The 25,365-nt window shown below is 34.8% G+C and carries 26 protein-coding genes; 4 read left to right on the top strand and 22 right to left on the bottom strand.

Annotated features, from left to right (window positions below):
• Positions 1–17: 17 nt before the first annotated feature.
• The 5 genes from HVS_RS05705 to HVS_RS05690 all read right to left on the bottom strand — a co-directional run bounded on the left by HVS_RS05705 (position 18) and on the right by HVS_RS05690 (position 5,404).
• Positions 18–866: a copper amine oxidase N-terminal domain-containing protein gene (locus HVS_RS05705; protein ID WP_101300067.1), complete on the bottom strand. Its 849-nt coding sequence runs from the start codon at positions 864–866 to the stop codon at positions 18–20.
• A gap of 187 nt (positions 867–1,053) precedes the next feature.
• Positions 1,054–1,605 carry a copper amine oxidase N-terminal domain-containing protein gene (locus tag HVS_RS05700; RefSeq protein WP_278278681.1) on the bottom strand — a complete coding sequence of 184 codons (552 nt, stop codon included), beginning with the start codon at positions 1,603–1,605 and terminating at the stop codon, positions 1,054–1,056.
• Positions 1,574–1,870, bottom strand: a complete 297-nt coding sequence (locus HVS_RS17520) for a copper amine oxidase N-terminal domain-containing protein (RefSeq protein ID WP_278278680.1) — start codon at positions 1,868–1,870, stop codon at positions 1,574–1,576. The genes HVS_RS05700 and HVS_RS17520 overlap by 32 nt, the downstream gene beginning before the upstream one ends.
• 29 nt (positions 1,871–1,899) lie before the next feature.
• Positions 1,900–4,530: an Athe_2463 domain-containing protein gene (locus HVS_RS05695; protein WP_101300065.1), complete on the bottom strand. Its 2,631-nt coding sequence runs from the start codon at positions 4,528–4,530 to the stop codon at positions 1,900–1,902.
• Positions 4,531–4,555: 25 nt separating this feature from the next.
• Positions 4,556–5,404: a copper amine oxidase N-terminal domain-containing protein gene (locus tag HVS_RS05690; protein ID WP_101300063.1), complete on the bottom strand. Its 849-nt coding sequence runs from the start codon at positions 5,402–5,404 to the stop codon at positions 4,556–4,558.
• A gap of 122 nt (positions 5,405–5,526) precedes the next feature.
• Here HVS_RS05690 and HVS_RS05685 point away from each other — a divergent pair, with 122 nt between their 5' ends.
• Positions 5,527–6,558, top strand: coding sequence for an IS6 family transposase (locus tag HVS_RS05685; RefSeq protein ID WP_101300061.1), 1,032 nt, complete (start codon positions 5,527–5,529; stop codon positions 6,556–6,558).
• 238 nt (positions 6,559–6,796) lie between these two features.
• On the opposite strand, the gene HVS_RS17105 is transcribed toward HVS_RS05685, so the two are convergent.
• The 6 genes from HVS_RS17105 to HVS_RS05660 form a co-directional block, all read right to left on the bottom strand.
• Positions 6,797–6,922 carry a hypothetical protein gene (locus HVS_RS17105; RefSeq protein ID WP_235827765.1) on the bottom strand — a complete coding sequence of 42 codons (126 nt, stop codon included), beginning with the start codon at positions 6,920–6,922 and terminating at the stop codon, positions 6,797–6,799.
• 400 nt (positions 6,923–7,322) lie between these two features.
• Positions 7,323–7,910, bottom strand: coding sequence for a copper amine oxidase N-terminal domain-containing protein (locus HVS_RS05680; protein WP_101300059.1), 588 nt, complete (start codon positions 7,908–7,910; stop codon positions 7,323–7,325).
• Between the two features lie 29 nt (positions 7,911–7,939).
• Positions 7,940–9,856, bottom strand: coding sequence for a hypothetical protein (locus HVS_RS05675; RefSeq protein WP_207654803.1), 1,917 nt, complete (start codon positions 9,854–9,856; stop codon positions 7,940–7,942).
• A 53-nt stretch (positions 9,857–9,909) separates the two neighbouring features.
• Positions 9,910–10,575, bottom strand: a complete 666-nt coding sequence (locus HVS_RS05670; RefSeq protein ID WP_101300055.1) for an Athe_2463 domain-containing protein — start codon at positions 10,573–10,575, stop codon at positions 9,910–9,912.
• Between the two features lie 56 nt (positions 10,576–10,631).
• On the bottom strand, positions 10,632–11,450 hold the full coding sequence (locus HVS_RS05665; protein WP_159063398.1) for a copper amine oxidase N-terminal domain-containing protein: 819 nt from the start codon (positions 11,448–11,450) through the stop codon (positions 10,632–10,634).
• Between the two features lie 632 nt (positions 11,451–12,082).
• Entirely contained in the window at positions 12,083–12,259 is a 177-nt protein-coding gene (locus HVS_RS05660) for an IS3 family transposase (RefSeq protein ID WP_101298620.1), read from the bottom strand.
• Between the two features lie 563 nt (positions 12,260–12,822).
• Between HVS_RS05660 and HVS_RS17100 the strand changes: the two genes are divergently transcribed.
• The 3 genes from HVS_RS17100 (at position 12,823) to HVS_RS05650 (ending at position 14,683) form a co-directional block, all read left to right on the top strand.
• A complete protein-coding gene (locus tag HVS_RS17100) occupies positions 12,823–13,542 on the top strand; it encodes a hypothetical protein (protein ID WP_235827417.1) in 720 nt (239 codons plus the stop codon).
• Between the two features lie 101 nt (positions 13,543–13,643).
• Positions 13,644–13,880, top strand: coding sequence for a hypothetical protein (locus tag HVS_RS17095; protein WP_242971601.1), 237 nt, complete (start codon positions 13,644–13,646; stop codon positions 13,878–13,880).
• A 2-nt stretch (positions 13,881–13,882) separates the two neighbouring features.
• Positions 13,883–14,683 carry an ExeA family protein gene (locus tag HVS_RS05650; RefSeq protein ID WP_101299048.1) on the top strand — a complete coding sequence of 267 codons (801 nt, stop codon included), beginning with the start codon at positions 13,883–13,885 and terminating at the stop codon, positions 14,681–14,683.
• A gap of 326 nt (positions 14,684–15,009) precedes the next feature.
• Here the strand turns inward: HVS_RS05650 and HVS_RS17515 are convergent, their stop codons facing one another.
• The 11 genes from HVS_RS17515 to HVS_RS05600 all read right to left on the bottom strand — a co-directional run bounded on the left by HVS_RS17515 (position 15,010) and on the right by HVS_RS05600 (position 25,364).
• Positions 15,010–15,141, bottom strand: a complete 132-nt coding sequence (locus HVS_RS17515; RefSeq protein ID WP_268876582.1) for a hypothetical protein — start codon at positions 15,139–15,141, stop codon at positions 15,010–15,012.
• A gap of 158 nt (positions 15,142–15,299) precedes the next feature.
• Positions 15,300–15,590 (bottom strand): WXG100 family type VII secretion target, encoded by a 291-nt coding sequence (locus HVS_RS05645; RefSeq protein ID WP_101300050.1) that lies wholly within the window; start codon positions 15,588–15,590, stop codon positions 15,300–15,302.
• Positions 15,591–15,827: 237 nt separating this feature from the next.
• Complete coding sequence (gene essC, locus HVS_RS05640; RefSeq protein WP_101300046.1) at positions 15,828–19,688, bottom strand: type VII secretion protein EssC; 3,861 nt, start codon at positions 19,686–19,688, stop codon at positions 15,828–15,830.
• Positions 19,689–19,712: 24 nt separating this feature from the next.
• Positions 19,713–20,516 (bottom strand): DUF5050 domain-containing protein, encoded by an 804-nt coding sequence (locus HVS_RS05635; RefSeq protein WP_101300044.1) that lies wholly within the window; start codon positions 20,514–20,516, stop codon positions 19,713–19,715.
• A gap of 12 nt (positions 20,517–20,528) precedes the next feature.
• Positions 20,529–20,762, bottom strand: a complete 234-nt coding sequence (locus HVS_RS05630) for an EsaB/YukD family protein (protein ID WP_133161642.1) — start codon at positions 20,760–20,762, stop codon at positions 20,529–20,531.
• A gap of 27 nt (positions 20,763–20,789) precedes the next feature.
• On the bottom strand, positions 20,790–21,311 hold the full coding sequence (locus tag HVS_RS05625) for a hypothetical protein (protein ID WP_101300039.1): 522 nt from the start codon (positions 21,309–21,311) through the stop codon (positions 20,790–20,792).
• Positions 21,312–21,326: 15 nt separating this feature from the next.
• Entirely contained in the window at positions 21,327–21,806 is a 480-nt protein-coding gene (locus HVS_RS05620) for a hypothetical protein (protein WP_101300037.1), read from the bottom strand.
• A 12-nt stretch (positions 21,807–21,818) separates the two neighbouring features.
• Positions 21,819–22,013: a hypothetical protein gene (locus tag HVS_RS05615; RefSeq protein WP_101300035.1), complete on the bottom strand. Its 195-nt coding sequence runs from the start codon at positions 22,011–22,013 to the stop codon at positions 21,819–21,821.
• Positions 22,014–22,055: 42 nt separating this feature from the next.
• Positions 22,056–22,937 carry a hypothetical protein gene (locus HVS_RS05610; protein WP_101300033.1) on the bottom strand — a complete coding sequence of 294 codons (882 nt, stop codon included), beginning with the start codon at positions 22,935–22,937 and terminating at the stop codon, positions 22,056–22,058.
• On the bottom strand, positions 22,934–23,905 hold the full coding sequence (locus HVS_RS05605) for a hypothetical protein (protein ID WP_242971696.1): 972 nt from the start codon (positions 23,903–23,905) through the stop codon (positions 22,934–22,936). The genes HVS_RS05610 and HVS_RS05605 overlap by 4 nt, the downstream gene beginning before the upstream one ends.
• Positions 23,895–25,364, bottom strand: coding sequence for an ATPase, T2SS/T4P/T4SS family (locus HVS_RS05600; RefSeq protein WP_278278679.1), 1,470 nt, complete (start codon positions 25,362–25,364; stop codon positions 23,895–23,897). The genes HVS_RS05605 and HVS_RS05600 overlap by 11 nt, the downstream gene beginning before the upstream one ends.
• Position 25,365 lies beyond the last annotated feature (1 nt).

Raw genomic sequence — 25,365 nt, 5'->3', positions numbered from 1 at the left:
TACCCGTTCTACTTCCATTAATTTTCCCACTCAACTACAACATCATCATATTGATTTGTATCAGGTACATATCCCGGAAACAGAATACTTATTGATATATCAGAAGCCTGCGACCTTGCTATCCATATATACTGATTTGTATCCTTCACATATATATATTTTTCAGGTAGATAATCCCATCTCTCTTTCTTCGGTTCAATATGTTTTCTCACTTCATTTGCTATATCTTTACCAAATCTGCTTTCTATTGCAAACACTACGTCATCTTTTTGCTTTTCAAAATTTGGTCTTAAAGTAGTTACAGACATTCTCGTTTCTACTTTGTCACTTCCTTGGGGTTTTGCAATTATTATGTTTGTATCATTTGGCACTAAATAGCCATACTTTTCAATAATACTTCCATCCTTTGGGGTGTCATCCTTAGAGTCGCCTTTTTCTCTTGTATCAATATAAACCGTCCTTACAGCCGGGTCCCAATCCACCCTTGCACCTAACCCCTCACTTACAAACCTTATAGGTACAAAGGTTCTGTCTTCTTTCAGCAGCGCTTCTGTATCCATTAGATTCTTTTCACCGTTTATTGTATAGTCCTTTTTTCCGATTACAATCTCTATTTCTTTATCTCCCTGGGATATTGTAACTGTCTTTGTGCTTCCTTCCCAGCCTACTTCTGCCCCTAACGCTTCACTTACAAACCTCACCGGTACCTGTGTCCTGCCGTTGTCGTCTATAAACGGCTCTGCATCAGGAAAATTTACTCTATCACCATTTACCACCACACGAAGAGGCAATTGGGCAAAGGATGTTGTTGTAAAAGCCATTAACATAATAACTGATACTGTAATAAATAAAACTGTTCTTTTCATCTCATTTCCTCCTGTTTAAAAAAGTTTATATGTTATTTCTTAAATATTATATTACTTTAATTTTCTAATTCCCACAACATTTATTTTGCTTATATCTTTAGCATGTAATGTATCTTTTCTCCACATTCTCTAAAAATTCTCGTCTTCCGATTGGGTTGTATTTTTCCTGCTCTACTATAACGTCATCCTATTCACTTGTATCAGGTACATATCCAGGAACCATAACTTCTATTGATATACTATCCGTCTGTGATTCTCTTATCCAGATATATTGATTTGTCTCTTTTACATATATGTATTTTTCGGGTAAGTGGGTCCATCTACTTTTCTTTTGTCTAACATGCTTTTCTATTTCGTTTGCTATATCTTTACTAAATCTGCTTTCTATCGCAAAAACAAGATCTTCAATTTGCTTTTCAAAATCCAGTCTTAAAACACTTATATGTAAAGTTGTTTCTATAATACCGTTACTTGACTTTGCAATTGTTATATTTGTATCATTTGGCACTAAATAGCCATACTTTTCTATAATACTTCCATTCCTTGGTGTATCACCTTTCGTATCGCCTTTTTCTCTTGTATCAATATAAACCGTCCTTACAGCCGAGTCCCAATCCACCCTTGCACCTAACCCCTCACTTACAAACCTTACAGGTACAAAGGTCCTGTCTTCCTTCAGCAGCGCCTCTGTATCCATTAAATTCTTCTCACCATTTATTGTATAGTCCTTTTTTTCCAATTACTATCTTTATTTCTTTATCTCCCTGGGATATTGTAACTGTCTTTGTGCTTCCTTCCCAGCTTACTTCCGCTCCTAACGCTTCACTTACAAACCTCACCGGTACCTGTGTCCTGCCGTTGTCGTCTATAAACGGCTCTGCATCCGGGAAATTCACCCTGTTGCCATTTACCACTACACGAAGAGGCAATTGGGCAAAGGATGTTGTTATAAAAGCCATTAACATAATAACTGATACTGTAATAGATAAAACTATCTTTTTCATTTTTATTTATCCTCCAATGCAAACCATTATTAATCATCATACATGGAGCCTTTTACCGTAATATACATTTCATCAAGCATTACCCCGCTTAATGTACCTAATGAGCTATATGCATGGCTGCTGCTTCCTAAATCAACATTGTCCATCCACACTCTTATGTAATACTCACCATCTGGCATATGTGCATGTGTAAAAGTGTTTATATTGTCCTTGTTTATAATAATGTCCACCTCTGTTGTTTCTGTTATTTTGTACATTTTTTGTCCCGGTTTTACATACTCTCTGTATTTGTAATTATCCCTGCTGCTTAAAGTATTTGACTCTTCATATCCTTCCATCACCATTTTCCAATATTCATGTGTATTTCCTCCGCTTATATGTTCATGGTAAATTTCTTCAACTTTTTTTGTATAACGTAACTCATCGCTATTTCTGTCTAACACCGTCACAAGTTCTATCCCGTTTATACCTATGTTATCCCGTGCCGTCAATCTGCCCGGACGTGTACTGAAAGTACTTCCCCTTTCAGGCAGCAGTTCTCCTTTTATATTTACAGCTTCCCTGTAGTCATTTATGTACATAAGGTCTGTTTCGTAGTTAAATGAATTTATAACGGCGTTTACAATATCTTTGTGTTCCTGTGTATCATAAGGCACAGGCTTGTATGTTACCGTCTCCACTTTAAAAGAATATTTTCCGGCAGGGTTAAAGTAGTATCCTGACTTTATAGGATAGTCAAATCTTTGTAGATCTATATCCGTTGGAAATACAGCTTTGTCATACAGGTCTTTTCTGTTTATGCCTTGTCTTGCTGCATCCCTTGCCTGCATATATTCAACTTCCATAGGACTATTTATTTTTATTTGTATATCTCCACTGTTTTGCTGCTTAAAAGTTCTTTGATATCTTCCGTCAACAGATGTCCAGCCGTATTCTTTTCCATTGGAGTCTAAACGACACATCCATCTGATTACATTAAAATTATACGGTTCACTTTCCCAATACATTTTTTTATTGAGGGAATCTACCCTGTTGTTTTCTATTTCATTTTTAAAGTTTTTTGATGGAATGTTTTTCATTCCATTATATACATAAACATTAAACGTTAAATCTTTTGTTACTTCGTTAAAGGGTGCAGTTCTAAGTACTTTATGAGGGCATAATTCACAATCTTCAAAACCGCACTCATAAACATCCCATCCTTGTATATAGCCTTCAGAAAATAATTTGCCATTTTTAATTACAGGAGTTGAAGGGTCTCTGTCAAGCCATTTTCGTCCTTCAGGGTCATCTCCAAAATCCTTTCTTTCAATAGTGAAATTTACAATAGGATTTCTTTCAACTCTAGATCTTGAACTATTTATAGACGGATTGTTTTTTTCAGAATACTTTCTAAATAATCCGTCCTTTGGATCTCTTATTATTCTAAACTCTCCTGTTATATTGCCACTCCACCTTCCTCTTGCAGACCCTAAATCAGCCACGGAAGGTCTTTTTGAAAGATTAAAACTAAAGTCTCTTGAGAGTACATTGTAAGGAATGTCATATTCATCATATTCAAAAATACTCTCAACATACTTTATTTCTGCTTCAAATACATTGTTTCCTAAATATTTTTCTTCAGGGCTTGTACCGTCTTCGTTTATAACAAAACGCACCAAAACATCATCTTCAGGCATACTAAAACTTGCATACATCAGTCTTTCATTTTCGCCGGGAATGGTGATTTTGCCCTTTTCTTTGGTTGCATGTCCTAAATATTCTACAGGTATTTTAGAGCCATCACTTTTCGTTATAATTTCCCATTCATAATCTGCTGTCTCATCCTCGGTGAATGTAGACTTTACATTTATTCCAACTAAAACTTTTCTTCCTGCTCCGGCACCAACCGGAATAGATTCTGCTTGAACGGAAATATCTTTTTTTAGCATTTCAAACGGCATAAGGAGAAAGGTTTTGTATCTTAAATTTTGACCATTGTTGTGAAAATAAAATCCTATTCCCAGCCCCCATGAATACATTGTAGGGGGCTGGATTATATGTACATAGTCTTCAACAGAACCTCCATCAGAAAAATATTGAGGCTCCGGAGCGTCAACTATATTTGCGGCAAAGAAATCCCGTCGTCCGGTTAATCTGAATAATTCATCTGGCGTAAAATCTACTCCATTTATCCACTGTTGGATATAAAAATGTTCATAATCCCATGGCTCTTTAACCCATCTTCCATTGAGAGTTTTAATATTCTGTGTTGGGGGATAATCAGGTGGAAATACAGGATTTGCAAATAAATCACCTTCAGTGGTATAACCCAGACATCTGTATTGTGGAACTCCTTTTTCATCGAGTCTTTGAATTACCTTAATCGCAGCATTTTTAACTGCATCGTTACTAGCATTAAATTCCTTACCATATACAAAAATAGGCATATCACTAAAAGCCGGAGTACCCTTTACTGCTAGCACCTCATTTATTTTATCCCCATTTATATTCGTTTCTCCAAAATAACCGAAATAACCCAGATTTTCTTCTAAAAATTCATTAGCTACTTCAAAAGATTCTTGAGCTGTTTTTATATCTATACTACTTGCTAATACAGTGATGTTAATCATCTGCATCAGTAAAGATATAATTAATATTTTAATTATATGCTTTTTCAACTTTTACACCTGCCGTTCTATACTATCAATTTTCCCACTCTACTACAACATCATCGTATTCACTTGCATTAGGTACATATCCTGGAACCATAACATTTATCGATATGCCTCCAGTTTGTGATTTTCTTATCCAGATATATTGGTCTGTCTCCTCTACATATATATATTTTTCAGGTAAATAATCCCACCTCTCTTTCTTCGGTTCAATATGTTTTCTTACCTCATTTGCTATATCTTCGCCAAACTTATTTTCTAATGCAAATACCAAGTCTTGTTTTTGCTTTTCAAAATTTGGTCTTAAAACATTTATAGACATTCTTGTTTCTACAATCTTACTTTCTTGAGCCTTTACAATTACTATATTTGTATCATTTGGCACTAAGTATCCGTCCACTTCAATAATACTTCCATCCTTTGGGGTGTCATCCTTGGTACTGCCTTTTTCTCTCGTATCAATATAAACCGTCCTTACAGCCGGGTCCCAATCCACCCTTGCACCTAACCCCTCACTTACAAACCTTACAGGTACAAAGGTCCTGTCTTCCTTCAGCAGCGCCTCTGTATCCATTAAATTCTTCTCACCATTTATTGTATAGTCCTTTTTTCCAATTACTATCTTTATTTCTTTATCTCCCTGGGATATTGTAACTGTCTTTGTGCTTCCTTCCCAGCCTACTTCTGCCCCTAACGCTTCACTTACAAACCTCACCGGTACCTGTGTCCTGCCGTTGTCGTCTATAAACGGCTCTGCATCCGGGAAATTCACCCTATCGCCATTTACCACTACACGAAGAGGCAATTGGGCAAATGATGTTGTTGTTAAAGCCATTAACATAATAACTGATACTGTAATAAATAAAACTATTTTTTTCATTTTATCTCCTCCTGTTTTTAATTTTCGCTCTGTAAACTTAAATGAAAATTGAGGACTTCAATCCTCTGTGGTACAATGTTTTTGCCAGAAAACAAATACCTCCCAGAAAGGATGAAGTCCTCATGCAAAAAATTGTACCAATTAAGTGCCCAAAATGCAATAATAAAGATTCTTTTTATCGCTATGGCAAAGATAGAGATGGTTATCAAAAATACCTTTGCCGTAAATGTAATCACCAATTTGCTCCTGATAGACCAACGTCTAAAAAGGTGCCTAAATACCCCCGTTGCCCTGTTTGCGGTAAAGCAACATTTCTTCATCACGATTATGAATACTACTCTAATTACCGTTGTTGTGATAAAAAGTGCAATCATTCTATGTTTGTTCCTAAACCAAATAATATATTACCTGCATCTATGTCTAAACTTGTTGGTAAGAATGATTTTAAACGTATGCGTTACCCAGTGCATATAATTATTACTGCTCTATCTATGTTTTACCTTGGCAAAAATTCTTTTAGAAATATTGCCTTAATACTTAGAGTAGCCCATAATGTTAAGGTTTCTCATACTACCATTAGCAATTGGTGTAAAAAGTTTGCTCCATTCTTTAATAATCTCTCTTTGGAACTTATACCAATGTTAGATTTTAATTCTGATGAATGGCATGCTGACGAAACAGTTATAAAAATTAATGGCCAAAAATATTATATTTGGTTTATCATAGATTCAGAAACCCGCTTTGTCTTAGGTTTTCATTTATCGCCTTATAGAGATTCTAGCCAAGCTTTTGCTTTGCTTAATTCTGTTAAAGATTTAGGTACTGTTAATGCCATAGTTAGCGATCGATATAGTGCTTATAAAGTACCAGTTAAATCTGTGCTAGGTAGTTCTGTTAAACATATTCGCGTTGAAAGCTTTAAAGATGATGTTTCTAATAATTTAATAGAGTCTTTCCATCATCAATTTAAAGCTTGGTATAAGACTAAGCAAGGTTTTAATTCCTTTGAATCAGCCAACAACCTAATCAGCATGTTCATATTTTTCTATAATTTTGTTAGGCCTCATTCATCTCTTAATGGCTTAACGCCAGCTCAAGTTGCTGGATTAAATCTAACTGAAAGAGAGAAGAAAAAGTATCTTCTTGTAGCATAAATTTTGCTTTAATTTCGCCAAAATATTTTTCAAATGTACGTCCTTGAGATTGTCAAGGGCGCGCGTTAGCGCATTCATTTTACCCTTGACAATCTCAAGGCGGACTTTTATAATCGTCAAGGCGAAATTGAAAGTAATTTAAAGCAATTCTATAAAACATTGTGCTATTTTTTCATGTTTAGTTTACAAAGCCTTAATTTTTTTATATGCTATATAATATATCTTTCTATTTTTTAATTTAGCAAATTTTATAATTAAATACATCTTCTTTAAAGAGATACTTTATTGAAACGGTGGCCTCCGCCCTCATATATGTACTGCAATTGGACATGCTGAAGCTGACATCCCCAGTTTCTTTCCTCATATTCATTTCAATTAAATCTGCAATCCTTTTTATTTACTCACCTGTTTTTAATTTTTATATCCATTCGGTCAACATAACTATTCCATATATTTGTGTAAACTATATACATTTTTATACTTTGCGCTCTCAATACCTTATTTTTATAATTCCCATTCTACTATAACATCATCATACTGACCCGTATTAGGTACATACCCTGGAATCATAACTTCTACTGATATGTCTGAAGCTTGTGACTTTGATATCCATATATATTGATTTGTCTTCTCAACATATATATTTTTTTCAGGAAGGTAATCCCATCTTTCTTTGGTTCAATATGTTTTCTTACTTCATTTGCTACATCTTTGCCAAATTTGCTTTCTATTGCAAACACTAAGTCTTCTTTTTGTTTTTTTTTTTAATTTGGTAATAATGTAGTTACAGATAAACTTGTTTCTATTGTGTCACTTCCACGAGGTTTTACAATTATTATATTTGTATCATTTGGCACTAAATATCCATCCACTTCTATAATACTTCCATCCTTTGGTGTGTCATCCTTGGTACTTCCTTTTTCTCTTGTATCAATATAAACCGTCCTTACAGCCGGGTCCCAATCCACCCTTGCACCTAACCCCTCACTTACAAACCTTACAGGTACAAAGGTCCTGTCTTCCTTCAGCAGCGCCTCTGTATCCATTAAATTCTTCTCACCATTTATTGTATAGTCCTTTTTTCCAATTACTATCTTTATTTCTTTATCTCCCTGGGATATTGTAACTGTCTTTGTGCTTCCTTCCCAGCCTACTTCTGCCCCTAACGCTTCACTTACAAACCTCACCGGTACCTGTGTCCTGCCGTTGTCGTCTATAAACGGCTCTGCATCCGGGAAATTCACCCTGTTGCCATTTACCACTACACGAAGAGGCAATTGGGCAAAAGATGTTGTTGTAAAAGCCATTAACATAATAACTGATACTGTAATAGATAAAACTATCTTTTTCATTTTTATTTATCCTCCAATGCAAACCATTATTAGTCATCATACATGGAGCCTTTTACCGTAATATACATTTCATCAAGCATTACCCCGCTTAATGTACCTAATGAGCTATATGCATGGCTGCTGCTTCCTAAATCAATATTGTCCATCCACACTCTTATGTAATACTCACCATCTGGCATATGTGCATGTGTAAAAGTATTTATATTGTCCTTGTTTATAATAATGTCCACCTCTGTTGTTTCTGTTATTTTGTACATTTTTTGTCCCGGTTTTACATACTCTCTGTATTTGTAATTATCCCTGCTGCTTAAAGTATTTGACTCTTCATATCCTTCCATCACCATTTTCCAATATTCATGTGTATTTCCTCCGCTTATATGTTCATGGTAAATTTCTTCAACTTTTTTTGTATAACGTGACTCATCGCTATTTCTGTCTAACACCGTCACAAGTTCTATCCCGTTTATACCTATGTTATCCCGTGCCGTCAGCCTGCCCGGTCGTGTACTGAAAGTACTTCCCCTTTCAGGCAGCAGTTCTCCTTTTATATTTACAGCTTCCCTGTAGTCATTTATGTACATAAGGTCTGTTTCGTAGTTAAATGAATTTATAACGGCGTTTACAATATCTTTGTGTTCCTGTGTATCATAAGGCACAGGCTTGTATGTTACCGTCTCCACTTTAAAAGAATATTTTCCGGCAGGGTTAAAGTAGTATCCTGACTTTATAGGATAGTCAAATCTTTGTAGATCTATATCCGTTGGAAATACAGCTTTGTCATACAGGTCTTTTCTGTTTATGCCTTGCCTTGCTGCTTCCCTTGCCTGCATATATTCAATTTCCATAGGACTATTTATTTTTATTTGTATATCTCCACTGTTTTGCTGCTTAAAAGTTCTTTGATATTTTCCGTCAACAGGTGTCCAGCCGTATTCTTTTCCATTGGAGTCTAAACGGCACATCCACCTGATTACATTAAAATTATACGGCTCACTTTCCCAATACATTTTTTTATTAAGAGAATCTACCCTGTTGTTTTCTATTTCATTTCTAAAGCTTTTTGACGGAATGTTTTTCATTCCATTGTATACATAAACATTAAACGTTAAATCTTTTGTTACTTCGTTAAACGGTGCAGTTCTAAGTACTTTATGAGGGCATAATTCACAATCTTCAAAACCGCACTCATAAACATCCCATCCTTGTATATAACCTTCAGAGAAAAGCCGGCCATTTTTAACCACCGGGGTTGAAGGATTTATGTCAAGCCATTTCCTACCTTCAGGGTCATCTCCAAAATCCCTTCTTTCAATGGTGAAATTTACAATAGGATTTCTTTCAACTCTGCTTCTTCTCACTTCATTGACAGGAGGATTATTTTGTTCAGAATACTTTCTAAACAACCCGTCTCTTGGATCTCTTATTATTTTAAACTCTCCCGTTATATTGCCGCTCCATTCTCCTCTGGCAGAACCCAAATCAGCCACGGAAGGTCTTTTTGAAAGATTAAAACTAAAGTCTCTTGAGAGTACATTGTAAGGAATGTCATATTCACCATATTCAAAAATACTCTCAACAAATTTTATTTCTGCTTCAAATACATTGTTTCCTAAATATTTTTCTTCAGGGCTTGTACCGTCTTCATTTATAACAAAACGCACCAAAACATCATCTTCAGGCATACTAAAACTTGCATACATCAGTCTTTCATTTTCGCCGGGAATGGTGATTTTGCCCTTTTCTTTTGTTGCATGTCCTAAATATTCTACAGGAATTTTAGAGCCATCACTTTTCTTTATAATTTCCCATTCATAGTCTGTCGTCTCATCCTCGGTGAATGTGGATTTTATATTTATTCCGACTAAAACTTTTCTTTCTGCTCCGGCACCAACCGGAATGGATTCTGCTTGAACGGAAATATCTTTTTTTAGCATTTCAAACGGCATAAGGAGAAAGGTTTTGTATCTTAAATTCTGGCCGTTGTTGTGAAAATAAAATCCTATTCCCAGCCCCCATGAATGCATTGTGGGGGCTGGATTATATGTACATAGTCTACAACAGAACCTCCGTCAGAAAAATATTGGGGTTCCGGACCGTCAACTATATTTGCGGCAAAGAAATCCCGTCGTCCGGTTAATTTTAATAATCGATTTGGTTTAAAATCTAACCTATTTATCCACTGTTGAATATAGGGATGTTCGTTGTTCCATGGTTCTTTTACCCATCTTCCGTTGAGAGTTTTAACATTCTGAGTCGGAGGATAATCAGGTGGAAAAACAGGATTTGCAAATAAATCACCATTAAGGGTATAACCTAAACATCTGTATTGTGGAACTCCTTCTTCATCGGGTCTTTTAATTACTTTAATTGCAGCTTCTTTAACAGCATCAATACTGGCCTTTTCCTCGCTGCCATATACAAAAATAGGCATGTTGTTAAAAGCCGGGGTACCCTTTACAGCTAATACTTCATTTATTTTATCTCCATTTATATTCGTTTCTCCATAATAACCGTAAAATCCCAGTACATTTTCTTCTAAAAATTTATTGGCAATATCTAGTGATTCCTCAGCTGTTTTTATATTAATACTGCTTGCTGATACTGTAATATTAATCACCTGTATTAGTAAAGATATAATTAATATTTTAATTATATGCTTTTTCACCTTTTCCACCCGCCGTTCTGTACTATCAATTTTCCCACTCTATTACAACATCATCATTACTGACCCGTATTAGGTACATATCCTGGAAGTAAAACATCTATTGTTATGTCCTCTCCTACTGATTTTCTTAACCAAAGATATTGATTAGTTTTCTCTACATATATGTATTTTTCAGGTAAATAATGCCATCTGCTTTTCTTTTGTTCAACATGTTTTCTCACTTCATTTGCTATATCTTCGCCAAACTTATTTTTTAATGCAAATGTTAAGTCTTCAATTTGTTTTTCAAAATTTGGTCTCATAAAATTTATAGCTATACTTGTTTCCACAACTCTACTTCCATGTTCCTTTGCAATTATTATATTTGTATCATTTGGCACTAAGTATCCGTCTACTTCTATAATACTACCATCCTTTGGGGTGTCATCCTTAGAGTCGCCTTTTTCTCTTGTATCAATATAAACCGTCCGTACAGCCGGGTCCCAATCCACCCTTGCACCTAACCCCTCACTTACAAACCTTACAGGTACAAAGGTCCTGTCTTCTTTTAACAACGCTTCTGTATCCATCAGATTCTTTTCACCGTTTATTGTATAGTCCTTTTTTCCGATTACTATCTTTATTTCTTTATCTCCCTGGGATATTGTAACCGTCTTTGTGCTTCCTTCCCAGCCTACTTCTGCCCCTAATGCTTCACTTACAAACCTCACCGGTACCTGTGTCCTGCCGTTGTCGTCTATAAACGGCTCTGCATCCGGGAAATTCACCCTATTGCCGTTTACCACCACACGAAGAGGCAATTGAGCAAAGGATGTTGTTGTAAAAGCCATTAACATAATAACTGATACTGTAATAAATAAAACTATTTTTTTCATTTTATTTCCTCCCATTTTTCATTTTTTACATGATATATAATATATATCTACAAAATTTTATTTTAACTTTATTTTTATAATCAAGCAAAACTATTTGCTTCCCTGCTACTGTAGATTTTCATTTTAAATTTGGTAAACTACCCTTATTTTATCACATTAAAATAGGTGAAAAAAATTCTTAACCCTACCGCGATAGCGTCATTTTATTGTAGGAAAAAGAAAAAGTAGATGACATCCCATTTTTCATTTGTGCAGCTATTTCAAATAACGGTCTCTTAGTAACGAAAGTGTTTTACATCATGTTGAGCTAATTATTTTCTTTTATAATTCCTCTAACTTATTGTCTATTATACCATATAACTCTTTCTTTGGTCTGTCCTGATTAAACTGGACATACAATTACGTTAGTTTACTGCCTCGCTCTCAAAATTTCTCTGTCTTTCGTTAGACCAATTGCTTGTTTTCGGAGTGCCCTTGACAACAAGCATCTCCTATATGATTAAAGCAGCCAGAGCGGAGCCACATTATATGTAGTAGGCCTCTGGGAACAGGTGGCTGCCGCCTTTTAATAGGATATCATACGGGTCCCTCTTATTGTAAAGGGAAGCTCCGCCACTCCTGCGGTATCGGTACTAGGCCACTTTTTTCTCATTCTTATAGTAGTCGTTTATATATTCTCTTGGCAATTTATATCCAAGTGATGAATGCAAACGCCTTGAGTTATAAAAACCTTCTATATAGTTAATTATCACCTTCCTAGTCTCTTTTTTTGTCTTGAAGCGGATTCCATATATCACGTCCTTCTTCAAGGTTGAGTGTAGATTTTCATTTTAATTTAGGTAAATCTACCCTTATTTTATCACATTAAAATAGGTGAAAAAAATTTTTAACCCTACCGCAATTTGAAAAAATATTTTCACTCGCTATATATGTCCTCTATGTGGATGCACCATATCATATATTCCTAACTTTTGTTTACCCGGATTTATTAATGCAATAAATCATATTTTTGAATACATATATAATTTATTTTATCGTAAAGGTAGTATTAATTCAGTTATAAACCGACTAAATCTAAAAAACAACGTACAGTTTTCAAGGCAAATTCTATACTATTACAGAAAAAAATTCATTAAAAATCTCAATACAATACAAAATGGATTAAGACAAATAATACACAAAGTGAAATTACCGGATGAAACTCTTGGAAACACAGAAAAAGCAAGAAACGTTTTAGCAATAGTAGTAAGAGAATTCCCCAACATTCAACTATTCTCTCAAAAATACTATCAAGCTACCGCTAAAACATTTCTTGCAGCATGATTATAACATTAAAATAGGATTTTAAAAAGCGTCTTATGAAAAATTTTTAATGAAATCAACCGCAACACCATATTTTCCTTTACTTGAGCAAATAACTATGGTAACATCCGTGGTAAAGAACAGCCTGACCGGTCATGGCTTCCTAAAAATGCAACAGGAGGTCAGGAATATGTTAAGTGAAGAGGTAAGAAATGCCATTGCGTTAAAAAGATTTTCACTGATAAGTCCGATCCTAAATGGACAAGTGAATAATCGTAAGGACTATTATGCTCAAATTTCATCAAAACCCGTAGAAATGCCACACTATGGCATAAGAAAATATTCACCTAAAACAATAGAGTCCTGGTACTGTGATTACATGCGTGGAGGATTGGATGCATTAAAACCCGGATACCGGAAAGACAGGGGTAATTGTAGAAAAATAGATACAGAACTTGCTGAAAAAATCCTTGAGACGAAAAGAAAATATCCTAAAGCGCCTACTACAATCATCTATGATAAACTAATAAAAAAAGGCATATTAAAAGAAGGGCAAATATCACTTACCACACTATACAGGTTTTTAAAATTTTCAAATCATGAAAGCATTTATGAAACTGAAGAGAAAAAAGAAATTAAAAGATTTGCACATCAATATATAAATGAGTTGTGGTATGGGGATTTAATGTATGGACCTTACATACAGGAAGAGGCATACCTTCCCTGCTCTATACGGACAATGGGAAGATTTACCGTTCACAGCAGTTTGAATTTATGTGCGCGGACGTAGGATGCGCTCTTATACATTCGAAACCCTTTGTTGCACATAGCCGGGGAAAAATAGAAAGGTTCTTTTTAACAGTTAGAAAAAGATTTTTATCCCAACTTAATATGAATAAAATTAAGAGTTTAGAAGAGCCGGTATTCATATACTATGAAGGCAAGAAAATCGGTGAAGCCTTGCAGGTTAATTTTCATGACAATGCCCATATGAAACGAAGGGGCAGACCTAAAAATTCTGAGTTAATAGTGGATTTACAAAATAACGAAGTATCTGTAACACATGCTGACATGCCTAAATCAAAACAAACAATTTCATTTAAAACAATTATGGAAGGAGAGAAATAATTATGTTCAGACAGTTTTTTGGACTAAAATACAATCCTTTTGGAAAAGAAATTGATATTTCTGATGTTTATGAAAGTGAAGATATTAAGGAATTAAATTCAAGATTTAAATATATTCAAAACATCCGGGGAATGTTTCTTTTAGTCGGTGAACCGGGAATGGGAAAATCCACCGCCTTAAGAAAATTTTCAGCCGGGTTAAATCCGGGACTTTACAAACCCTGCTATTTTTCTCTCTCAACAGTTACCGTTATGGATTTTTACCGGGGTCTTTTAATATCTTTAGGAGAAGTGCCTTCACATAAGAAGGTTACAATGTTTCATCAGATACAACAAGCAATAATGTCTTTGTACTATAATCAAAAAATTACTCCGGTTATTATCCTTGACGAGGTACAGATGCTGTCAAACAGCATACTTGAAGAATTAAGGCTTTTATTTAACTTTAAAATGGACTCTGAAAATCCTTTTATATTAATATTGTCGGGGCAATCGCAAATCAGGAACAAATTACAGTTAGCGGTAAATGCACCTTTAAAGCAGCGTATAGCCGTAAAATACGTAATGCAGGGGTTAAAGCCTGAGGAACTTTCAGACTATATTTTTACAAGGCTAAAGTCTGCCGGTTTACATGAAAATATATTTACCCAGGCTGCAATTGAAGCTATTTATTCTGCATCAAAAGGCGTACCCCGCCTTGTTAACAGTCTTGCAACCTCAAGCCTTATGTATGCTTGTTCAATAAAGCAAAAGCATGTAGATGAAGAAATCGTATACCAAGGACAAAAAGACTTTGATATCTAAAATACTTTTATCTTTAACCGGCAGCCTTAGTACAACGGTTATAAACCGTTTAAGTAATAAATGTTGTAAACTTATTGAATTTATACTTAAAAGTTTTCTATTATCAATATTTTGATTAAAATTTTAAGAGCAGTTAATCTGCTCATTTTTATTATACAAATTTGAAAGTGTTATGCAATACTTATTTTTCCAAATTTTATTTTGAATCCTACTGGCATTTGAAAATTTGATTATCGCGTTCCTATTTTAATTTGAAAATATTCACTAATTTGTGGTAAAATTGACCTAAAATAATTTGAAAATATTATCTAATTTAATTTGAAAATTTACACCTCCCCTTCCCACCAAGTCTTACTTTCTTCAATCTCTCTTCTTAATACATCTTGCCTTTTCTTTAAGTCATTTTCTATATCATTAACTCTTCTTATGGTATTTTGTACAGCTACTTGTGTACTCATAAATTAAATCCTCCATTATAAATTAAGTTGTCCTGCTAAACTATATATTCTACTAGAAACTAAGAATACATAGTTTAACAGGAGAATAAAGGTGTTTTTTAATTTGTGCCCTGCATACTTCGATATAACTTTTGTAGCAGGGCACAAAACTAAAATTATTACTTCCTAAGCTGTGAAGCTATGTCACGCTCACTCTGCTCTTTAATTTCTGCAATTTTATCTAACTGCATGCTAATGTTATGTACACACTCCACTAGCTTATCAAGACTTGGCTTCAAGCTGTTAAACTCATCTACAAAAGCTCTTGCAGATTCACCTTCCCACCAGCCTTCAACTGATTTAATTTCCCTGTCAAGCTGATTGATAATATCTTTTGCTGCATCTCCTTTGTTTTTTATTGATCTTGCCACGCCTCTCGCTTGTTCAGGACTAAAACTCAACCTTGCCATATATTTCACCTCCTTTACATAATTAATGTTTGTTTTAATTAAGTAACTTCAGTTACCAACCAATATTTACAGTCTTTTGTAAATAAATATTTTTTATTGCAAACTAATTATAGCAACTAAAATGTTTGATTGTAAGTACCATTAGTCACTTTTTTTCGTGACCTTAGCCGCTGTTTTATTTAAAAAACATGACTTTAGTCACTTTTAACCATGACTAAAGTCATGTTTTTACATAATTTAATCTTTCGCTATACCTACTCTTAGGCTTGTAAATTTATTTTTTACAATAAAGTATCCATCTCCCTTTTCCAATTCCTTTTCCTGTACGCCATATGGGATTTTTACTCCAAAAAGATTTTGCTCTTTCAAACTTCCAAGTAATACCCCGGTTTGCTCATCTCTTATTGCTTTAGCAAAACCATCCCAGTTAGATTCAAACTCACTGGTATTATCCCCTGCAATTACAGTCACTTTTAAACCCCTGTCCCTTTTTACAATCCTTTCCATGAGCTCTTTTAAAGAATACATATCCCCGTTGGTAAACTCACTTAACCTGTCTATTACAAAAATAATAAGGCTCCATTTTTCCATTATTTTCTCTATGTTTCCGCCGCTTTTTCTGCACTCAATTAATTCATTTCTTCTTGCATCAAGTTTTTCTTCAATTTCCTCAATGAAACTGCTCATATCCTCTATTTCTGATACATTTGTAACGTTATCCATATCCATAATCTGACATATGCCCAGCGCACTAGAATCAATTGCATATATTTCAACATTATCCATTTTTTCATTTATAATTTTTATCCACGATACCAACAGTGTGCTTTTTCCCGACATAATGTCCCCTGCAACCATAATTACAGGTGTGGCTAAAATATCTAAAAACACAGGCTGCAAATCGTCATCTCCAAGACCTATGGCTAATTTTTCTGTATCTTTATTAATATCTTCAAGATTAATTATTGAAGGCATAACAGGAACAGGTACTGCCCTTATTGTTTCACTTTCACTAATTCTTTTTATTAATGATTCTATTTTTTCATCCTTAAACTCCGGTAAAGATGCCTGGAATTCCATTGGGGGATTAGCTCTTACCAAACCTCTTCCTGGGAATTTTGAAGGTTCTAATCCTTCCGTCCTTCCCACTATTGCATCATACTCACTTTTTTCAGTCAATTGAAAGCAAACAGCCATTTTAAAATTGACAGATAGTTTATACCTTACTAAAGACGCATTTGTTGCCGTAGCCACGATAAATATACCGTATTTAGCCCCTTCCCTTGCTAGCAGTATTACTTGTTCATCCACATCCTCATATGTTTCAGACAGCGCAAAATAGTTGTCTATTATAACTACAATTCCCGGCATTTTGCCCCCTTTTGACTTATAGTCAGCAAAACCCTCACTGAATTCTTTTTCAAATTGTAATTTTCTCTCTTCCATTACTCTAAACAAAAACCTGATAAACTGTTTTATTAATTTCTCTTCTTCTAATGTCATAACTCCGCCCACATGAGGCAATTTTTCAAATAATTTCATTGTCCTGCCGCCAAAATCCATAATATATATATTTACATCATCAGGCGTATATAAGCATGCCATAGACATACAAAGTGTTTTTAAAAATACTGTTTTCCCGGTTCCCGGTGCGCCGTATACAAATAAGTTTCCTTCTGATGCAAAATCTATATTCAAGGGTTCCTGCCTTTGACCCCTCGGGTCATCTAAAATCCCCACAGGAACACTTAAAATCCCTTTGTTTTTATTTATATCCTTAGAAAGTTTATTATGTAATAAGCTGTCTAAGTATATTGTATCAGACAGCGGAGGCAGCCATGGTCCCTTTAATGGCTCTATTTTTTCCCTCTCTGCTATATGTATAATATAATCCACCATAGCTTTAAGCTGGGAAGGCAACTCTTTTTTTGCTATTTTTTCCTCTTCAAGAGGATATATTTTTTCTGTCTTTCCGTTTAAATATACCCTGTATATTCTCTTTGCCTTGTTTTCATCTTTTAACATTTCATCTTCCGGATCGTAGTCAGCACCCGAATAGGCAGATTGGAAAAGCTCAAATATTTCGTCATTTCCAACTTGTATAAAAGCTCTTCCCGGCTCTTTTATCATAGATGCATCAGGCCTTTTGATTACATCCTTACTGTCTGCTTCATCTTGTACTTTGAGACAAATTTTAAATTTAGAGTTACTCCATATCTGATCATCTACTACACCAGCCGGCTTCTGGGTTGCTAAAATAAGATGAACACCAAGGCTCCTTCCAACCCTTGTAGCACTTACCAGTTCTTTCATAAAATCTGGCTGGTCCTGCTTTAGTTCGGCAAACTCATCTGCTATCATAATAAGATGTGGTATTGCTGGCATATGTTCTTTATTATTTCCGCTATAATACAATTTCTGATACTTGTCGATATTGTTTACATCATATTCTGAAAATATTTTTTGCCTTCTTAAAAGTTCACTTTTTATAGAAAGCAAAGCCCTTGTTGTCTGATTTCCCCCCAAGTTTGTAATTGTTCCCACAAGATGGGGCATGCCTTTAAAAACATCAGCCATACCGCCGCCTTTATAGTCTATGAGGACAAATACTAAATCCCGTGGATGGTAATTTATAGCCAGGGAAATAATTATAGTTTGAAGCAATTCACTTTTACCGGAACCTGTTGTCCCTGCAACCAGTCCATGAGGTCCATGTCCTGTTTCATGCATATCCAGGTTAAATAAGACCCCTCCTGCTTTTACACCAATGGGAACACTCATACCTTTAAAGGTCTTATTATTATTCCAGCGGGACAATATGTCAATTTCATTTACCGTTTTAGATTTTAACATTTCCATTAAAGTTATGGATGAAGGAATGGCAAAGTTGCCCCTTGAATTCTTTATCCTGACAGGTGCAAGCTTCATTACTGCATTTTCCATACTTTTGATGTCCAAACTATCCATGATAAATGAATTCTTTTCTCCTGTTTCCCTGTTGGCTATGTCTCCTTTTTTACCACTTATATTTATAACTGTTTTACAATTCATAGGAAGATAAGCCTGGTTCATGGCTGTAAAAACTGAAGAAATACCAAACTTTCCATTTGGCTCATATATATACTTGCTTATTTGCTCATTTTCCAAAAGCTCACTATCTTCCACAATAAACACATAATGAGGAATGGCATTTATTCTCCTGGAATTAATTTCCCTTGCTTTAAACAAATCATATAGCTCACCAAGTACAGTATGAGCCATAGCTTTACCACAAAGGAGATACCTTGTAGTAAAATTATCATTCCATATATGCGGAATGTATTTTAAAAAATTCCATTTATCAAGTCCCTCTTCTTTTGCAAGAATAACAATTCTTACATCATCATAACCATGATGAGTGATTATTTGAAGAGCTAAAAGCTGTAATAGTTGTGCTATTTTATCCTCTTCACCTGCAATCCCGCATATCTCTGTTTGCATAAGATTTACCGCAACAGGAACATCCCGTATTTTTTCAAATTCAAGTGCCAATCTCTGGGGTTCGTTAAAAAGAGGATCACTTTCCATAATAATTGCCTGCCTGGTATATTTAATTTTAACTTCCAAAGGAACACTTCCAAGTCCTAATCTTATAGAAAGAAAATCCTTAAATGAAGGGGTTCTTTCCCAAAGCCTTTTATCAATCTGATCTATCCGCTTTATGCACTCTGCAGGATCCGGATTCATTTCATTCATTGCCTTTATTTGCTGCTCCTTCATTATTGAAAGATGACTGCGTGTATCTTTAATAAATTGAAGGTACTTTTTCTCTCTTTCTTGCTTCTTTTTTTTAAATTTTCTTATTTGAGAAACAGCTCCCGTAACAGAGCCAATAAGCGTCATAAATGTTGTAGCAATGGATATCAGCATAAAAACAGACCGGACTGTCAGCGCCAGCAAAACGGTTATAACAAGCATCACAAAAGGAGGCAGCAGCAACATAAACCAGGATATCTCCGGTTTTTCATATGCACTTGGCGGATTTGGTATTTCTACTTCTCCCGAAGGCATTTCCGGCAAAAATCTAGGCTGCCTGCTAAATATATTTTTATCTTTCACACTATCACCTCACATCATCGAGAATTAAATAATTTTCTGTGGCTGCCCTCCGGATAAAGGCATTTTATACCATCCTAAATTGCTGCAAAAATACAATTCATCATCTATAATGTGTAAATAATCTGAGCTTTCACCACATATCCTTATGCAGGTTTTTCTTCTGAAATCAATACGGTAAATGGAATTTGAATGCTTCCTGTTAGAACAATACAGATAGTTTCCATCAGTATTTATGCTAATCGGGGAAATCTCTTCAAATATTTCCCTCTCACCAGTATTAATATCAAGCATTGTTAAAATATAGTTGTTTTCTTTGTCTGCAAAAAAAATTTTTTCATCTAAGGCAATGAGACCTACTCCAGGAACATCTGAAATTTCCTCTCTCATTTCCCCTTTTAGGGTACAGCAATAAATACCTCTGTCTGTGGAATAAAAAATTGTGTCCCCCCCTGCAAAAAAACATAAGACATTATTATCTGCAATTACCTCCCCTTTTCTTTCACTTAGAGAATATCTGTATAGCTTTTTATCTCTCTCATTGATATAGTAGCAACAGCCATCTATAAAAATCACGCCATAGCACGGGCTTTCAACAATCACCTCTGTGCTTTCAGTGCATATATTAAATCTTAATAGATAATTTTCTCTTTTTTGGTCACTATAATATATATAGGAGTCATCACAATTCATAAACCAAAATAATCCATCTAACTGTTTTTGGTGTCCACTCCCAATTATATATGTTCCTGTAAATTTTTTAATGTCAGTTATATAAATCTTGTTATTCAGTATTGTAACAAGTCCTCCATTTGATAAATTGTACCTCATTTTACCTCCCTGTTATATAAGTGTAAGTAGTGCCCCGTGTTCTACACCTTCCTGCAAAAGGGTAAGGTTGTTGTCAAGAATCCTGCCCAAAGGCTCTGCCTGAAGCCTGCTGCCCTCTTTAAAAGTCAACCTCAGAGCCTTTGACAGCATACTTATCAGCTCACCTGTTTTTACAAATACAGGCACCTTTAAATCCACACTATCAATGTTTTCAGCCTGAAAAGTAATCATTATATAATCATCCATAATAATATCCTCCGGTTTATCCTCCAACTAGTTACGTACAAACAGTAAAAACTTCCTCTCTCCTTTTAGCATATAATCAGTGCTCAAAGAGCTTTCTGCAAGTTTTAAATATTTGGTTTTAAAATTATACTTTGATTCCGCAGTTACAATAACCTCACTTACTACTTGACCAGTGGTGGAATCTGTTCTTTCATTTATGTCAATTATAACGGTAAAGTTGTTGTATTTTCCTTTCTTGCAAACAAATACTAGTTCATTTCCGTTAACAGAAGATAATTCTAAATCCATGGCATCTTCAAAGGCCTCTGAAAAATGCTGCATAAAAAGGTTTTTATCTACAATTGCATCCAGTTCCCTTCTGCTGTCATACTGAATTTCCCCGCTGTCATCGGATACAATAAAACTTCTGTCTTTAGCAGCACGGAAAGAGGTATTAAGTGCAGATCCCAACAGTATCTTTTCCCTTAAAACATTTGCAGTTTCCACCATTGGTTCTATAATTATGGACAAAAGTATTATAAGTAATATTCCTATTGCTATATTTTTCAATGTTTTTCATCCTGTTCATTCAAAATAATAATCTAAATCCTTATAGTGCTTAAGACCTGTTGTGGTAATGGAAAAGGAAACAGGTAGTTCCCTTTCATACTCTTTCCCCCATAAAGTTATCGATAGGGGGTATACTGCCCTTATCTCAACTGTTACAGGCTTTCCACGTTGTCTGTAGGGTTTTTGGTTTTCTGACAATCCTTCATAATATGATTCATCATCACTTCCTACAGCACGCCCGCCACTATCGTTTGTAACAATTATTTCTATTTTCTCTGCCTTTTCCCTGAATATAGGGCGGGCACTAAGTCTTTCCATTGCGTCATCATAATAAGACTGCTTTATGTAATTGTCACTGGCAGCAATTTGCGACATATTAAAAGTCTCAACCACCAGCGTCATATACCAGGGGAAAAAGAATACCAGGTTGGTAAACAACATTATACATATAGATACTATTATTGTTATCAGCAAAGCCTTGGCTACGCCTTGCATTCATTTCACCCCTTAAGATATTGTATCCTTTATCATCTCTATAAACATATCCCATACTTCTACAACCCAGGTACCGATATTTCCTCGGACTACCCCGATTATAAGACCTATAATTACTATAACGGCAACAGTTGCGGCAATTTGTTTGATTCCAAATTCTCCGGATTGGTCTTTTAATAAGTTTTTCATCATGTTTTTAATTTTCATAGCTAATACCTCCATTTTTTTTATTTTTTGTTGAAATATTATTTATTGAAACATTTTTAAAGAGCCTAAAACCATAAATAAATAGTATAAAGCTATATAAACCATAAGAATTACAATAAGTACAAACTGTATTCTTGAATTAATGCTTTTCCTTCTTTCAAGTTCATCTTCTAATGCCCTTATTCTATATTCGTCCAATTCGTTTTTAAGGTATGCCATTTGTGATATATTGTCATAGCCCTTTAATCTTGTTTCCATTATGTCGCAAAATTTTATTATATGATGCATTGGAACACGTCTTTTCAACTGTTTTAAGGCAAACTCTTCTCCGTAAACCATATTGTCCAGCATTACACCAAGTTCCTCTGCCATATCAGGTCCGGCATTTGGAATATAGTCTTTTATCACATCAGCAAGGTAAATATTAACAGATTTAGAATACTGATAATACACCATGCTGTAAAATGAAGGAAACTCTAAAGAAATATTTTTGTCTTTTCTTTCTATTATCTTTTCGAGTTCCTCAACGGGATACAACCAGCCCAGTATAATAAAAATTCCCGTTATAAACCCTAAAATTTTATTTGCACTTGCCATAAATATAGTTAAAATTATTGCTCCAAAAGTATAAATAAACTGTTCTAACCTAATCTCCTCCGGTTTAATTCCAAGATCAAGCCTGTCAATTATTTTCTGAAATCTCTGTCTTTCAGAACTTCCAATTAAATTTTTTATATATTTTAATGCAATCTCTCTTTTGAGATTTTTTACTTTTTCTTTAAACTTTACGCTTTGGCGCTCTTTCATGTACATGCGCATGCGATTTTTCTGCCTTTTACTAACCGGCTTAAAAAAAGGATAAATAAGTGTTTTAATTAAATATAAAACTGAAGCAAATGCAAACAGCTTTGCCAAAAAAGTCACCTAATTTCACCTCCCGGGCCAAGATTGCCCTGAAGTGCCTGACACCTTGCAAAACTTAAGCATATTGTACTTATCAGCACCGTATTTATTACCTTTCCTAAATCGTTATGCAGCATAAATTCTCTAAAGCCTTCAACTGTCAGTGAATACAGGAAAAACAAAATTATAATTGCTGTTTTTATAAGAAAATCCCTGTTCATTTTCCTGAAAATCCTGTCTTTCCTGGAGTTTATTTCCCTTAAAACCGCATTTTCATCAACAATATCTAAAAATATATCAGCCATTCCTTTTCTCTCGTTATATTCAAATACAATTGCCTTTTTTGTGAAATTGTCAAATTTAGGACCTAACTGCCTGTTTAAGAGAGTTATAGCTTGTCTGAATGAATAACCGTTATTTTCACAGTTGTCTATAAACTGCTGAAAATAAGGTCTTATATTTGGGCTTATACTTTCTTCAGCCTCCATTACTTTCTTTATGGCAACCAAAACACCGTCACGGGCTAAAGGACATATCAGATCTTCTGCATCCATTATATTTTCAAGTCTTTCTGCTTTAATGGATTTAGACTGCATAACAAAATATGTGAGGCCACCTATAAAAATGGATACTGCAATAACTACAGAAAGAGTTATGTTTTTCATAAAAATAACAATTATAAGTACACTTATTGCAAAAAGTATACATAGTATGGATGTAAAGCTTTCAAGAGTAAACGGCATATTAAAGTCAATTATAAGTCCTTCCACAAGTCTGTTGTATTTTACAAAAATATTTTCTTTTCTCTTTACAATTCTCTCTTTTTTTATGCGCTCAATATACCTTTTTGTATTATATCTTCCTAAGCTTTCTGCCAATGTATCAAGCATATCCAGAAATGCCTTTAAACTTCCCTCAAAAAACCTTATTTCAAAGATTATATTAACCAGGACAAATGCTGTTATTCCCAGCATAATACTAATAATCAATGTTAAGTCCATCCGGCTCATACACCTCTCTTTCTGTAGATTTTGGAGGCTCTGTTAAAAATTTAAACCTACTTTTTTTAATACCTGCTTTTAGCATAGACTGTTGGACTTTTTCAGAAAGCTTACCAACTCTTACATGTCTTCCAAGTATTTTAATCACCCTGTGAGTTCCCTCTTCCTCTAAAACATCTTCACATACAAATTTATAAATAGGGTTTATTATTGGTTCTAAACCTTCCGATCCTAATACCTCAGATATGGATGTAACTTTTCTGGCTCCGTCTGCTAACTTTTCCTGGTATATTATGAATTTTACAGCATTGCATATATTTCTAAGTGCAAGTTCTGCAGGTTCATTAGATGCCATAAGATACGCTGTCAAAAACCTGTATATTGCTTCTTTGTCCCCCTCAGCATGCAGTGTCGTAAAGAAATAATGACCAGTTTGTGCAGCCCTTAGGGCAGTGGCAAATTCTCCGGGAGTTCTAAGCTCACCGGGGCCAATCCAATGAGGGGACTGTCTCATGGCATTAATAAGAAGGTTTTCCATAGTTGCAGGACTTGAATCATCATCGTCCGGAACCGATTCATACTGCAAAACGTCATTAATTACCCTGCCGTGTTCACTATTGCCTTCCCTGCGTATAAGCCTCATCTCTGACGGGTTCTCTATGGTTATAATCCTGTATAAAGGATTGATTTCCTTTACCAAAATCTCATTTAAAGTGGTTTTACCACTACCGGTAGGTCCCACTGTAATCCATGACAAATTAGCCTTTGGAATGAGGGAAAGAAGCTTAAACATATTTGTTGAAAAAGTTTCGTTCTTTATCATCACTTCCGGAGTAATGCTTTTTTTGTTAAACTTTCTGACAACAAAAGCAGGCATATTATACGGGGATATTTCCGCATGTGTTGCATTCACCCTGTATCCTTCAATTGTCCGGGCATTCACCATAGGTATTTTAGGTGTAAGTCTTACTTTAGACACACCTATAAGCTTGGATATTATCCTTTCCATATGCTCTCTGTCAGTAAAATTCTGATCCCAGCGGATTGTTTTACCTCCACTTTCAACAAAAATTTGATCAGGGGCATTAGCTCTTATTTCATCTATTGTAGGATCCATCATGGCCTTTGTAATGGGACCATAATGGGTTATTTCATTGACAAGGGCTTTTTTTAAATCACTTAAATCATCAAATCCCTCTACTTTAGGTTTTTGGGAATCTACAAACTCATAAATGTATGACCTTGTCATTTCCCTCTTTCTTGCAGGATCGTTTTCTCTTCTGAATGCATTAGTAGCTATTTTAGTAATATACTTTTGACATAGTTCTAAAGCTTCATCAAAACTAATGGTTGTAAACTTATTTTTCAAAGCTTCGCTATTTTCATTTGCATCAGGTTTATAAGATAATTTTTGCTGCATATTACTGATTTTGCCTCTGGTAAGCAAG

This window comes from Acetivibrio saccincola (assembly GCF_002844395.1).
Lineage (GTDB): Bacteria > Bacillota > Clostridia > Acetivibrionales > Acetivibrionaceae > Herbivorax > Herbivorax saccincola.
This window is presented reverse-complemented; position numbering and strand designations above follow the sequence as displayed.